The sequence below is a fragment of the Ulvibacter sp. 2305UL32-6 genome (assembly GCF_058148545.1).
This window is the reverse complement of record NZ_JBYVKA010000001.1, coordinates 299,527-313,508: the sequence shown is the minus strand read 5'-3', so window position 1 is coordinate 313,508 and position 13,982 is coordinate 299,527. Positions and strand designations below refer to the sequence as shown.

Annotated in this window: 14 protein-coding genes; 4 read left to right on the top strand and 10 right to left on the bottom strand. The window is 40.7% G+C overall.

The window, feature by feature from the left end; all coding sequences use genetic code 11:
* The first annotated feature begins 20 nt into the window (after positions 1-20).
* Positions 21-1,538 (top strand): S8 family peptidase, encoded by a 1,518-nt coding sequence (locus ACY2RU_RS01540; protein ID WP_490136640.1) that lies wholly within the window; start codon positions 21-23, stop codon positions 1,536-1,538.
* A gap of 66 nt (positions 1,539-1,604) precedes the next feature.
* On the opposite strand, the gene ACY2RU_RS01535 is transcribed toward ACY2RU_RS01540, so the two are convergent.
* The 8 genes from ACY2RU_RS01535 to kynU all read right to left on the bottom strand — a co-directional run bounded on the left by ACY2RU_RS01535 (position 1,605) and on the right by kynU (position 9,776).
* Complete coding sequence (locus ACY2RU_RS01535) at positions 1,605-2,246, bottom strand: O-methyltransferase (protein WP_490136639.1); 642 nt, start codon at positions 2,244-2,246, stop codon at positions 1,605-1,607.
* Entirely contained in the window at positions 2,246-3,328 is a 1,083-nt protein-coding gene (locus ACY2RU_RS01530; protein WP_490136638.1) for an amidohydrolase family protein, read from the bottom strand. The genes ACY2RU_RS01535 and ACY2RU_RS01530 overlap by 1 nt, the downstream gene beginning before the upstream one ends.
* Positions 3,329-3,473: 145 nt before the next feature.
* Positions 3,474-4,259: an SDR family oxidoreductase gene (locus tag ACY2RU_RS01525; RefSeq protein ID WP_490136637.1), complete on the bottom strand. Its 786-nt coding sequence runs from the start codon at positions 4,257-4,259 to the stop codon at positions 3,474-3,476.
* A gap of 31 nt (positions 4,260-4,290) precedes the next feature.
* A complete protein-coding gene (locus ACY2RU_RS01520) occupies positions 4,291-5,742 on the bottom strand; it encodes an aldehyde dehydrogenase (RefSeq protein WP_490136636.1) in 1,452 nt (483 codons plus the stop codon).
* Complete coding sequence (locus tag ACY2RU_RS01515; protein WP_490136635.1) at positions 5,739-6,578, bottom strand: alpha/beta hydrolase; 840 nt, start codon at positions 6,576-6,578, stop codon at positions 5,739-5,741. Before ACY2RU_RS01515 ends, ACY2RU_RS01520 begins: the two co-directional genes overlap by 4 nt.
* A gap of 2 nt (positions 6,579-6,580) precedes the next feature.
* A complete protein-coding gene (locus tag ACY2RU_RS01510) occupies positions 6,581-7,006 on the bottom strand; it encodes a RidA family protein (RefSeq protein ID WP_490136634.1) in 426 nt (141 codons plus the stop codon).
* A 5-nt stretch (positions 7,007-7,011) separates the two neighbouring features.
* On the bottom strand, positions 7,012-8,430 hold the full coding sequence (locus ACY2RU_RS01505; protein ID WP_490136633.1) for an FAD-dependent oxidoreductase: 1,419 nt from the start codon (positions 8,428-8,430) through the stop codon (positions 7,012-7,014).
* Between the two features lie 86 nt (positions 8,431-8,516).
* Positions 8,517-9,776: a kynureninase gene (kynU, locus tag ACY2RU_RS01500; protein WP_490136632.1), complete on the bottom strand. Its 1,260-nt coding sequence runs from the start codon at positions 9,774-9,776 to the stop codon at positions 8,517-8,519.
* Between the two features lie 120 nt (positions 9,777-9,896).
* On the opposite strand from kynU, the gene ACY2RU_RS01495 reads away from it, so the two are divergent.
* On the top strand, positions 9,897-12,053 hold the full coding sequence (locus tag ACY2RU_RS01495) for a T9SS type A sorting domain-containing protein (protein WP_490136631.1): 2,157 nt from the start codon (positions 9,897-9,899) through the stop codon (positions 12,051-12,053).
* A 15-nt stretch (positions 12,054-12,068) separates the two neighbouring features.
* Here the strand turns inward: ACY2RU_RS01495 and ACY2RU_RS01490 are convergent, their stop codons facing one another.
* Positions 12,069-12,761, bottom strand: coding sequence for a hypothetical protein (locus ACY2RU_RS01490; protein WP_490136630.1), 693 nt, complete (start codon positions 12,759-12,761; stop codon positions 12,069-12,071).
* Between the two features lie 67 nt (positions 12,762-12,828).
* Between ACY2RU_RS01490 and ACY2RU_RS01485 the strand changes: the two genes are divergently transcribed.
* On the top strand, positions 12,829-13,242 hold the full coding sequence (locus ACY2RU_RS01485) for a (4Fe-4S)-binding protein (protein ID WP_490136629.1): 414 nt from the start codon (positions 12,829-12,831) through the stop codon (positions 13,240-13,242).
* Complete coding sequence (locus tag ACY2RU_RS01480; protein ID WP_490136628.1) at positions 13,239-13,535, top strand: GNAT family N-acetyltransferase; 297 nt, start codon at positions 13,239-13,241, stop codon at positions 13,533-13,535. Before ACY2RU_RS01485 ends, ACY2RU_RS01480 begins: the two co-directional genes overlap by 4 nt.
* A 218-nt stretch (positions 13,536-13,753) precedes the next feature.
* Here the strand turns inward: ACY2RU_RS01480 and ACY2RU_RS01475 are convergent, their stop codons facing one another.
* Complete coding sequence (locus tag ACY2RU_RS01475) at positions 13,754-13,912, bottom strand: lmo0937 family membrane protein (RefSeq protein WP_490136627.1); 159 nt, start codon at positions 13,910-13,912, stop codon at positions 13,754-13,756.
* Positions 13,913-13,982: the final 70 nt, after the last annotated feature.

Genomic DNA, 13,982 nt, shown 5'->3' with positions numbered 1-13,982 from the left:
CCTAACAAAAACAATCAACCATGAAAACAACTACAATTGCATGGGCAAGCGCCCTATTATTAGTGTTTACAGCATGTTCAACAGACAAATTAGACGTTCTCCCCAACGACGAAGCATCACGCACAGCAACAACTTCTCAAGAATTACTTACCATTCCCCAGATCAATAATATTATTGATGCGCGATTACGATCAAATGGCGACTTCAGCTGGAGCGAAGTAAGCGATCAAGTTTTATGGAGTGCTACCGTACACGGAAATGGTATTTTAACTATTGGCTACGGAAATGAAGATGAAAGCTTTCGCTTACAGGAAACCCCACGCCTAACCGAAGCTAAAAACCAGATCATTGACGCTGTGATCTCTTCCGAAGGTATTTCAAAGAAGAGAGCCATAGTTGAAGATGATCAGGTTCTCAATGTGATCGATCTGGAAGTAAATAGCATTCAAACAATTACAATGTTACGCGAACGCGATGATATTCGTTATTTAGAGCCTAATGCGTATTCCTTTTTTACTTCGGAAGCATATCCGCAAAACCAGCGATCTTCAAGCGGTTGTAGTAAAGACGGACAATCACTAAACACCAATGACTACAGAACCGTTGCTCCCGGAGCTTTAGTTAGCTGGACCTATGACGAGCACAATATTACTCAGGCTTGGGGACTTAGCACTGGCGCAGGAGTTACTGTTGGTCTTATCGACACAGGCGTATCTCAGAGTCAGCCGTTTTTAGGAAGTAGCTTTAATGATGGTTACAGTAGCGGAAGAAGCATTCAGAAATATGGAACCTTTATAGACTCAGCATGGCCATGGTCAAATAATTATGATGGGCCACATGATAAATGCGGACATGGAACTTCTATGGGATCAACCATAGCTTCTCCCCGGAATAATAACAATATGCCTGTTGGTGTGGCTTACAACTGTAATTTAGTATCGTATCGCGCTACCGAAGATGTATTGTTGAATGATTATCACGAAAGAAAAGGGGTGAAGGATGCCCTAGTAGCACTTGGAAACCGCAGTGATGTAAAAATTATATCGATGTCTGTTGGGTATCCATGGTCTATCGGAAATGTAAAAGACGGTATTAAGTATGCTTACAACAAAGGAAAACTCATTTTTGCCGCAGGAGGGACGTCAACCGCGGCTACCAATTGGTATCCTGTAATTTTTCCAGCAAGTATGAGCGAAGCTGTTGCCGTTACCGGAATTACAGATGACGGTACCTATCAGCAATGTGATACCTGTCACGACGGAAGCCAGATAGAATTTACAGTTGTTATGGAACGAGATAACAATAATGACCGTACAGGAACCGTACTCGGTTTCTACAACGGTGATAAAAAATATGTTGGTGGTTCTAGTGTTGCCACCGCAACTACTGCTGGAATTGCAGCACTTGTTTGGTCACGTCATTCAAGCTGGTCACGTAGTCAGGTGCTAACACGCCTTCGTCAGAGTGCCGAATTTTATCCAAATAAAAGCAGCACCAAAGGCTACGGAAATATTGACGCCTTGCAGGCAGTGCAATAGCATATTCAGAAATATATAATCAAGTTTAAGAAATGGCACCCAATGCATCTGTATTGGGTGCTTTTTTTAACGTACACGCGAAATGGTTAAACCATCCCGAATTGGCAATAGTACGGTCTCTAATTTTGGATGTTCGTTAAGAAGTTTGTTGTACGCTAAGATGGCCTTGGTGTCTGTGTCACCCTCTTTTAGGGGTTGAACTACCTTTCCGCTCCAAAGTACATTATCACTCAAAATAACAGCACCCTGCGATAGTTTCGGAAGTAAGATCTCTAAATATTTAGGGTAGTTGCTTTTATCAGCATCAATAAAGACCAGATCAAAGGTAAAATCGAGACCTGGAATAATATCAAGGGCATTGCCTGTATGTTGCTTTATTTGCTCTCCCCAAGGAGATTTATCAAAATATTTTCGCTGTAGATCGAATAACTCTTCATTAATATCTATAGTGTGAAGCTCGCCATCAGCTTGCATGCCTTCTGCTAAACACAAAGCCGAATAGCCCGTATAGGTGCCTATCTCTAAAATGTACTTCGGTGAAATTAATTTAGAGAGCATACTTAAAACTCTGCCCTGAAAATGACCACTTAGCATACGTGGTGCCAAAACGGTTTGCCAAGTTTCTTTGTTAAGCTGCCTTAATAATTCGGGTTCAGCTTGTGAGTGATCGCTAGCGTAGGCATCTATGTTTTTTGGAAGGAAATCCATTAGCTTAGAATCCGAGTTCGCAGTTTTTGTTTTGCATCAGTATCATCACCACATAACCATTGAATCACATTGTCTTCCCAAATCGCATCACATTGCATTTCAGTTAAGATATTTCGTTCTTTAGCTAAATCAAGAATTTTTCCTGGGTATGATGATTGTTCTGCACTCTCCATTTCACCTAGTGGATAAGGATCATCTAAGCCCATTACTACTTGTTTATAGCCTTGATTTTTAACTAGTAACTCCAATGATCCCGTATCGTGAACTAAGGTGTCAAAAAAGATATTTCGGTGCCCTACAGCCTTTCTAGGGTGTGTTTTTCCTTCAAAGAGATCTGGCCGACCATCAAAACCTTGTATTCTTCTACCTAAGTTCATCTGCGCTAATTGTCCGCCGTGTGCAAAGCAGGTGCGCATATTTGGATACTTATCGGCATAGCCATTTAGCGTTAAAAAGTGGTAGGCGTCTGCACATTGGGCTAACATCCAAATGAGGTGAAAACGCCAAGCTGTATTTTCTAGTTTAATAAATTTTTCCCCGTCATAAGGATGAATTTCAACGGCTAGGTTGTATTTGCTAGCCAATTCAAAAATAGGCTCATTTTCTTCATCAAAAATACAACGCCAAGTTCCAATGGTGTCCATATAGTGTGTTGGAAGACAAAGTAGTTGTAAACCTAGATCTTCAACACAACGTTCCATTTCCCATAAAGCACCTTGCACAAAACCAGGGTGAACTACAAAACCACAAGTAAATTTAGACGGATTGTCTCGCTGTACTTTCGCGTTAAAATCGTTTTGAAATCGCAATGCCTGCTTCATTTCTTCCACCCGCAGCCCATTTCCATAAAGTTGTGATAAATTTAAAACGACCGCATGATCCAGCTTGTAGCGCTCCATCCACGCTAATTTTTCATCAAGAAAAAAACTAGAATCGGTCACCGGACGACTCCAGTCTTTTTGCAACATAAATTTACGATCCTTATCTACCCAAAAGATTCCTTTTTCCTTCATAAAGTCAGGGATCTCCTCGGGGTATGGAAGTAAATGTGAATGTCCGTTAATTCTTAGTTTTCGTTTCATGGTTTGTTATATTTAATGCGACTCTAATGGGTTTGTTTTGGGCGTGCCCACGCCATATGCGTGGTCGGGCTTTTCGCTGTATTACTGCCCTTTGTTCCCTCGGGCAGTAGATGCCGCTGCAATCCCTCACGCGAGCTCGGGGGGATCACAAGCTTTTCGTTCTTCCTCCGTCAACAGGCAAGTTAATGCCATTTATATAGCTAGCCGCTTCACTAGCAAGAAAAGCTACCGCATTGGCAATTTCTCCTGGTTGAGCAAATCTCCTTGCCGGAACTAAGCTCTGCATAAAGGCAGTTGCTTCAGCTTCGGTTTTGTTCATCTTTTTAGCTGCGTTTCCAACAATATCTTCAAGACGATCGGTGGCGGTAAAACCAGGTAAGACATTGTTTACCGTTATGCCAAACTGCCCTAATTCATTGGCTAATGTCTTGCTCCAACTAGCAACTGCACCACGAATTGTGTTACTCACACCAAGCCCGTCAATAGGTTGTTTTACCGAAGTTGAAATGATATTTATGATCCTTCCATAGTCTGCTTTCTTCATGCCAGGAACCACGGCCTGTACCAATATCTGATTATTGACCAGATGTTGTGAAAAGGCATTGGTGAATTCAGAAACATCTGCCGAAAATATAGGACCGCCTTTAGGACCGCCTGTATTGTTTAGCAAGATATGAAAGGTCTTTTCTGAGACTGCTTTTTCTACTTTTTCTTTTACTTCTGAAGGATTACTAAAATCGGCTACAAAGTAATTGTGTTTTTGCCCGTCCTGAAAAGGAAGTTCAAGCAAGGTTTCCTTTAATTTCTCTTCATTACGTGCAACCAAAGTTACGGTAGCGCCAAGCTGTGCCAGGAGGATGGCAGAAGCTCTTCCTATTCCTGCGGTGCTTCCACAGACCAATGCATTTTTATTTTTTAAATCTAAATTCATTTTATAAGTTCAAGGTTCATTAACTCTATTTTCAATCTAACTCATATTTTATACAGACGTTCTTGGGTTCTGTGAAAAAACGCAAGGCTTCAAAACCGCCTTCACGCCCTACGCCACTATCTTTTACACCCCCAAACGGTGTGCGTAGATCGCGATTTAGCCAGGTGTTAACCCAAATAATTCCAGCTTCGAGTTGTTTGCTCAGCCGCATGCTTCGGTTAAGATCATTGGTCCACAAGGTAGCTGAAAGTCCGTATTTCGTACCATTAGCCATCTTTAAAGCTTCTGTTTCCGAAGAAAATGGCATAATGGTAACCACTGGGCCAAAAATTTCTTCTTGATTTACACGGCATTGATCGTCAAAAACTTCAATGACTGTAGGCTGTAAATAATAGCCATTCTCATGACCCGCTACTTTAACGCGCTTACCTCCAAATAGTATTTTCCCGCCCTCTTCTTCGGCAAGCGCAATATACTGTTCTACTTTTTCGAGATGTGGTTTTGATACCAACGCCCCTAAATTCGTTTTGTCATCTGATGGGTCTCCCACTTTAAGCTCACTCACTTTTTGAACAAAATCTTTTTTAAATTTTTCGAAAATAGATTGTTCAACAAAAATCCGACTTCCGCAGAGACATATCTGCCCTTGATTTGCAAAGGAAGAGCGAACAGTCACGGCCATCATTTTATCATAATTGCAATCTGCAAAGATGAGGTTGGGGTTTTTTCCGCCCAATTCTAACGATAGTTTTTTAAACATGGGCGCAGCGGTTCTGGCAATATGTGCGCCGGTTTGAGTGCCTCCGGTAAATGAGATCGCTTTGATGTTTGGGTGCGCAACTATGACTTGCCCGGCAGACGGTCCAGTGCCGTGTACAATGTTAAGTACCCCTTTAGGAAGGCCAGCTTCGGTGCAAATTTCCCCTAACAGATAGGCTGTCATTGGCGTAACTTCAGAAGGTTTCGCTACCACACAATTTCCTGCTGCGATCGCTGGCGCGATCTTCCATGTAAATAAATAGAGCGGTAAGTTCCATGGTGAGATACAACCTACAACGCCTAACGGTTGGCGCAAGGTGAAGTTTATGGTTTCTAGACCAACACTTTCGTGAGCTTCGCTAGAGAATTGAGTGATCGCATTTCCGAAGAATCTAAAATTACTCGAAGCTCTTGGGATATCAACCGCTTTTGCTAAGCTGATGGGCTTTCCGTTGTCTTTTGATTCGGCTTCAGCCAGAGAAGCTAGATTTTCTTCGATAAGATCTGCTATTCTGATCATGATACGGCTACGTTCTTCGATGGTGGTATTAGACCATAGAGGAAAAGCTGTTTTTGCAGCCTGATAGGCTGTTTCCACATCTACCTCATTGCTGTTTGCAATTTGAGCATAGACTTCGCCGTTACTCGGATTATAATTGTCTATCCATTCACCAGATTGTGGTTTGGTGTAGGTTCCGTTGATGTAGTTTAAAATCTTGATCATTCTTCTTTCTTTTCTGAAAATAGTTTTTCAAAAGCATCATATACAGCCAAATGTAAGGTGTCTCCGTGGTCTTGAGCCTCAAAAAATTTATATAGCACAGTACTCTCTGTTTCCTTTAAGGCAAGCCACATTTTATAGTATAGTTTAGTTGCGCCGGTTTGCATTGTGGGGCCTTCTGTACCAACGGCAACATAAATATTGGTTGGTTTCTTGATTTTAGCTGGTTCGAGTTTTAAAATAGATTCGTCATCCCACCAAACACTAGGGCTCACAATAATGTAATTATCAAACAGCTCAGGTTTTTTGTGTAAGATTTCTGCAGCTAATAATCCGCCTAGCGACTGTCCGATGATCGTTTTTTCTTCAGAAACTTTATAACTTGAAGTGATAAAAGGTTGTAATTCTTGCTCTAAAAACTGAATAAACTTTCCTGAACCGCCTGTAGTAGGAAATTCTTTTCGGTCTAATGCGTTATTTGAAGGAAATGTGAAGTCGTGTTTTCTATCAATATTAGCGATCCCAACCACAATGGTTTCAGGAATCATATTGATCCAAGAAAAGGAACCAAATTGTACTAATCCTGCAATATGTATAAAATCTTCATCTGCCGAGCCGTCTAATAGATAGATCACGGGATATTTTTTACTCGAACCAGCGTCGTAGCCCAAGGGTAAGTAGATATTTAAAACTCGCTCTTCGTGTAGTATTTCGGAATACATCGTGACAGATTCACCGATAACAAATGGCTTCGTTTGAACCGATGCTACTTCCTGAGAAAACGATTTAATTGTAAACAGGCAGAGAATTACGAGTATAATAGGTTGTATTCTCATCATAATTAGGATACCGGCTTATAAGCCATTGCTTTTATTTCAACAACTAAATTAGGGTGAGGTAATTGATGCACCGCAACGGTAGTTCGCGCGGGACCATTTTCTTTGTTAAAGAACTCACTATATACTTCATTGTATCCTGCAAAATCGTTCATATTGACTAAAAAACTTGTTACATCAACCACATCTGCCATAGTGGCATTTTCGGTGGCTAAGTAATCTTTAATGTTTTCTAATACGGCGCGTGTTTGTTCTCGTACGTCCAAATGCATGGTTCCCATTTCATCTACCTGATGAACACCTGCAAAGGTATTATCGGCCAGGCGAGAGCTCGTTCCGCTTACAAAAATAAAATCTCCTGCACGTTTTACATGTGGATAGGCTCCTCTTGGCGATGCTTTTCCTTCTACTAATCGGCTTTTGTTGCTCATTGTTTTTATAAATTTCCAGCCACTGCATCATCGTGCAGTATGGCTTCGGTTTCTTTTTTAACTAATACTAACTTGTCTTTTAGCGGCATGTTCTCTGGCACATTTCCATCGGCAATTAAATTTAAGATGGCTTTGTCTTGTGCTCTTCCGCGTTGTAATGCTTCAAAATACGAAATGTCTTCGTTAAAAGTAACTAATGAATACTTTGAATAATATTCATTTGGAAATTCGGCCTCAAAAGCGGTTTCTAGTTTTCTTTTTTGCTGAAATAAAGCACTTGCAGTATGCTCTTTCATTTCGTGGAAGTTATCTACTGCTAGATCTGCTATAGCATCGGTATCTCTCTTGCGAGCGCTTTCATAAGCTGCAAACACTTCATTCCAATTGATTTGGGTGTCTTCTGAAACCACTTTTAGCTTATCTAAAATGTTGTCAAATACAACAACATCTTCAAAGGAAGCATTCATTCCTTGTCCGTAAAAAGGAACGATCGCGTGCGCTGCATCTCCCATGATCAGTGATTTTCCATAGCAATGCCATGGCGTGCATTTGATCGTGCCTAAAGGTCCTGTAGGGTTTTCGAAAAATTCTTCAATGAGGTTAGGCATCAAGGCCACAGCATCTGGGAACTCTTTTGTAAAGTATTCAGTAACCATTTCTGGCGTCGTTAAATTGTCGAAACAGTAATCACTATTTGAATAAGGCAGGAACAAGGTTACTGTAAAACTACCATCTAGGTTGGGCAGTGCAATGAGCATATCTTCCCCACGAGGCCAAATATGCAAGGCTCCTTTTTCAGTTCGGTAGCCTCCTCCTTCGGCCGCAGGAATTGTAATTTCCTTGTAGCCATGTGTAAGCCAATCTTGAGAAAAGCTAAACAGAAATTTTTTATGCGTGAACATATTCCGTCGCATGACCGATCCGGCACCATCCGTTCCAATAACAATGTCGCCTTTGTAAGTAACTATTTCTTTAGTGTTGTAATCTTTAAAGTTTGCGCTTCCATTTTCTAGATCAACACTTTGACAGCCTTTATTAAAAATGATCTCAACATTGGGCATGGCTTCCGCAGCATCTAAAAGTAGCATGTTTAAACCTGGGCGTGATATAGAGTTTATATACTCGTCTTGTCTTCCGCTATATTTACTTAAAAATGTATTGCTTTCTTTATCGTGAATCATCCTGCCCAACATGGGAATACACAGTTTTTTTGCATCTTCTTCCACACCAGCAAGACGCAGTCCTTTAAGTCCGCGGTCACTAAGGGCAAGGTTGATTGAACGTCCTGCATCCTGCGTAACATCGCGAAGGTCTGGGCGTTTTTCAACAAGGGTAATGTTGAATCCTCGTTGTGCCATTCGTAAAGCGAGAAGGCTTCCGCAGAGTCCGGCGCCAATGATAAGTATATGTTGTTGATTTTTCAAAATATTGTTATGGTTGAGCACAGCAATAGTCTCTTTTAGATTATATATTAGAAACACCCTTTAACTGCGTCAGGGAGTTTATTTGTTTAAAGCACTTTTTTTAATCGTTCTACAAATTCAAAAACGTCTTCAAAACTGTTATACAAAGCAGTAGGAGCTACTCGTATCACATCGGGTTCGCGCCAATCGCTTATTACACCTGCTTCGGTAAGTTTTGTATGTAGCGTTTTATCTGCGCTTTTCACTTGAATAGAAAGTTGAGAGCCGCGTTCTTGTGGATCTCGAGGGGTAATTATGTTAATATTTTTGTTTTCTAGAGAATCGATTAGAAATTCGAGAAATCCTGTCAATTTGATCGCTTTTTTGCGAAGATTTTCAAAACCAGCTTCGGCAAAAACATCTAAGGAAGCTCTAATGGCAGCCATAGATAAAATAGGAGGATTGCTCAATTGCCAGCCTTCAGCCCCAGGCAAAGCATCAAATTCATGTCGCATGTTAAAGCGCGTCTTTTTGTTATGACCCCACCAACCGGTAAACCGATTCAGTTTGTCATTATTTGCATGGCGTTCGTGAACAAAACATCCACCCAAACTTCCCGGGCCACTATTTAGGTACTTATAGCTGCACCAAACGGCAAAATCTGGACCTGTTTCGTGCAAGTCTGGCATAATGTTTCCAGCGCCGTGTGCAAGATCAAAACCAACCATGCAACCATGTTTATGGCCTAATTCGGTGATTTTTTTCAGCGGAAAATGCTGTCCGCTATAATAATTGGTGCTTCCAATCATAAGCAGAGCGATACTGTCACCATCATTTTCTAATATGGTTTCTAGATCTTCAAACCTACAGAGTTCTTCACCTGCTCTGGGTTTCCACAAAATTAAGCCATCTTTTGGGTCGAAACCGTGAAATTTCAATTGACTCTCCATAGCGTATTTGTCGCTAGGAAAAGCATCACTTTCAACAACGATCTTGTATTTTGTCTTTGTTGGCTGATAAAACGAGACCATCATAAGATGCAGATTGGTCGTTAGAGTATTCATCATAACTACCTCGCTAGGCTTGGCACCAACAATTTTGGCCATGTTTTCAGACAAGAATTCGTGATAGGGAAGCCAAGGGTGTTCGGCATCTGTATGTCCTTCAACTCCTAAATTTGCCCAATCTTCTAATTCTTTCGAGATATATTCTGAAGTAATTTTTGGCTGTAATCCGAGCGAATTCCCACAGAGATAGATCAACGGATTCCCTTGGGGATCCTTTGGAAGAAAAAATTGATTTCTGAAACGTGCCAAGGGATCTTGACGATCGCACTTTTGGGCGTATGCTAAGGAATTCTCAAACATATTGAGTGATTGGTTTTTTTGGCTTGTAACAAAAATAGGAATTAAAATTTGAAGTTTTGGTATGATAGTATTTGTGAATCATCATAGAAAGAAACTATCTTTGAGGAAATTGATCATAGCGTGAACCGTTTTTTACTTTTCATATTTTTTCTATTAGTTTCTGTAGCTGCCTTTTCACAATCGATTGCGCGACAATGGAATGAGGAGGTGCTTCACGGAATACGAAATGACTTTGCGCGTCCTACTGTTCATGCGAGGAATTTGTTTCATAGCTCGGTACTTATGTACGATATGTGGGCGGTGTTTGACGAAGCTGCTGATACCTTTTTTCTCGGAAAGAAAGTAGGAGATTATACGTGTGAATTTAACGGTTTTACTACTTCAGAGCCTATTTCCGAAGCAAGAAAAAAAGCCATCAGTTATGCTGTGTACAGATTGATGAGGCATCGGTTTGCAAATTCGCCGGGTGCTGAAGAAATTTTGGAATCCATTAATGCCCTAATGGGAAGCTATGCATACGATACATCGTTTACAGGTATTGACTATCAAAGTGGAAATCCGGCTGCGCTCGGTAATTATATTGCGTCACAAATTATTGCTTTCGGAATGCAGGATGGCGCAAATGAGGCAAACGATTATGAGAACATCTCCTATGAACCACTTAATGAACCTTTAAATACTGATGTGAGTGGAAATCCTGAGATGACCCACCCCAATCATTGGCAGCCTCTTAAAGTGGATAATTATGTTGATCAAAGCGGGAATACAATTCCTGGGGGACAACCTCCTTTTTTAAGTCCGGAGTGGGGGAGCGTGGTTCCATTTTCACTAACGGAAGCAGATCGAACAACGTATACAACGCCTAATTATGATTTTCAAGTGTATCACGATCCAGGTGATCCTTGCTATTTGCAAGAAGGTATGGGCATCTCTGACCCTTATAAATGGAATTTTGCTACAGTTGTAGCTTGGAGTTCGCATCTTGATCCTACCGACGGAGTGTTGGTTGATATTTCTCCCAAGGCCTTGGGAAATATGAGTACAGATCTATTTCCAAAGGACTTTCAAGAATATCAGGCTTTTTACGATTTGCAAAATGGCGGTGATCCTAGCTCTGGTCATTCCTTAAACCCTGTGACAGGTGAGCCTTATGAATCGCAAATGGTGTTTAGGGGAGATTATACCAGAGTTCTGGCTGAGTTTTGGGCAGATGGTCCCGATAGTGAAACACCTCCTGGACATTGGTTTACGTTATTAAACTATGTGAGCGATCATCCGTTATTAGAAAAGAAATTTAAAGGAACTGGTAAGGTATTAAGTGATCTGGAGTGGGATGTCAAGTCGTATCTTATCATGGGTGGAGCCATGCATGATGTTGCTGTTTCGGCATGGGGAATAAAAGGTTATTACGATTTTGTTAGACCCATAAGTGCTATTCGCTATATGGCAGATAGAGGACAATCAACCGATATGTCTGCTACAAATTATCACCCCAGTGGGTTACCTCTTATACCGGGCCATATTGAAACCATAGAACTTGGTGATCCGTTGGCGGGAAATTTTGACGAAAATGTAGGGCGAATCAAAGTAAGAACATGGCGCGGCCCCGAATTTATCCCAGATCCTAATAATGATGAAGCCGGTGTGGGTTGGATCTTTGCTGAAGAGTGGTTTCCATATCAACGCCCATCTTTTGTGACACCACCATTTGCAGGGTATGTATCGGGACATTCAACCTATTCACGGGCTGCTGCTGAGATCATGACCTTATTAACCGGGGATCCGTTTTTTCCAGGTGGTATGGGAACCTTCGATATTGAGGCAGATACGTTTTTAAAATTTGAAAAAGGTCCGAGTATGCCTATGCAGCTCCAATGGGCTACGTATCGCGATGCTAGTGATCAAACTAGTTTGTCACGTATTTGGGGTGGAATTCATCCTCCTATTGATGATATACCAGGACGTATCATTGGTGAAAAGATTGGGATCGAAGCTTTTGCCTTTGCTGAAACTTATTTTACACTCGGCTTGGCTAAAAAAGGCTTATTGTTTCCAAATCCTGCAGAAAACTCGGTTTCAGTTTTATACAAAAGTGATAAAGACCTCACGGTTGCTTTTTACGATGTATCGGGTAGGAGAATCGCTAATATGCCTGCTGTTTTTAAGGATGACCATACAGCCACTATTGATATCTCTGGAATGTATCAAGGCTTGTATTTTGTGAGTTTGTTAGAGGGTGATCGTCTTCTCTTTACCGAAAAACTCATCAAAAAATAGCATCGAGATTTTGATTTATTGTTTTACTGAGATATTGGTAAAATACAACTTAAAGTTAGCAGTTGAATCCCTGTGCATAGTAGCAATTTTTATTCCGTCATGATTTTGGTAATCTTCCCAAGTAGTAACCATAGAAGGTACGCTATCATTTCCTTTTCTAAAAATCCATTCTTTGATCATTAGATCTTTTCCGTAGAAAAAATCATAAGCGTCTCCCGGGGTGTATCCGCCTTCATTTCCATAGGTAAGGGTAAGTTTATTAAGTGTGTCCTTTGAAATTGGCGCGAGTACGTTTTCTTCTTCGGAAATAGTGGTCCCTTGGTCCCAAAGAAGGTTAAAGGGAGCGAGTAGCCAATATTTATCGTTGATGAACGCAGCGTCATATTGTTTGGTGATGCTATCGACCTTAGATCGGTTATAGGCGACCGTGTCTTTTGCCGAGCGCATTACAACATCGTTGCTTTTTGGTTTCCAAACCCAGGCCCGCTCGTAGTGGCTTTCTCCACGATCTACATTGAAGGTAAAACTGATCTCAGAAACATCCTGAAATATTTCAAACCCATTTTTATATGCGATCATTTCGGCTGTGGTAAGCACCGGATTTTTATCGTGATCAGGTATAAATTCTCTTGACCCTGTTTTGTTTTGAGTTTCATCACACGCTAAAAGTGTGCTAATTATAAGCGATAGGAACAGAATTCTTTTCATGATCATTAGATTTTTTTCAAAAATACAGAAACTATTATTATGACTATAATTTTTGTAATTTTAGGTGATGGAAAAACAGAAAGAATATAGTAACGGTGAAATAACTGTTATTTGGAAACCAGGTCTTTGCATTCATTCGACGAATTGTGTAAAAGGCGCACCAACTGTGTTTAGACCATCAGAGAAACCCTGGGTACAAATGGAGTCTTCAGACATAGAGAATATCGTAAATACGATACATAGTTGCCCGAGCGGTGCCTTGACGTATTATCGTAATGATGGAGTTGCAAAAAAAGAAACTTTAGCCACTTCCGAAGAAATCAAAATTGAAGTCATGCCCAACGGACCGTTGCTTGTTTTTGGAACGCTTTCGGTGAATCATGCAGACGGGAGTAAGGAGATAAAGGAAAACCAAACAGCTTTTTGTCGCTGTGGCAAAAGTAGGAATCAACCGTATTGCGACGGAACGCACAAGAAATGATGGATTTTACGGTACATGATAATACAGAAAGAAAACGATTTGAAGTGGTGGTAGACAATCATGTTGCCTTTGTCGAATATATTCGTTCCAAGGGAAATGTTATCTATTTAACGCATACAGAAGTTCCTTCAGAACTAGGAGGAAAGGGCGTAGGCACAGCACTCGTAAAAAATGTATTGGATTTAATAAAAGCGGAAGATGCTAAGGTGGCGCCGCTTTGTCCGTTTGTAGCAGGATTTATTAAACGAAATGAAGTTTATAGGGAGCTGGTTGCTTCTGGCTATAATGTATAAACCCCTCGAGAGAACTCGAAGGGTTATTTTGATTTAAATACTAAAATTTAATCTACCGCATCTTCCACGTCATCTGCAATTTGTTCAACGGTCGATTTTTCTCTACAGCTGTGTAAACTGGTTGACAAAAGCCCAAGGGCTAAAACTAAAATAAATACCTTTTTCATGTTTGTTGTTTTAAGTTAATTGTTTGATTGTTGTTTTTTCTTTAGCCATCATCACGGGCGTCTTCCTGTTGCAAGTCTGTAAAGAATTCCAATTACAGCAAGCACTAATAAAATGTGAATTAGACTACCAACAGCGTCTCCGAATCCAAAGTAACCGACTAGCCATCCAATGATTAATATTACGACGATAAGCCAAACTAAATCTCTCATGTTTTTGATGTTTTATGGTTAATATTCTATAAAATTAACAAGAAAGAAGTTGCATCTTTAAACATTTAAC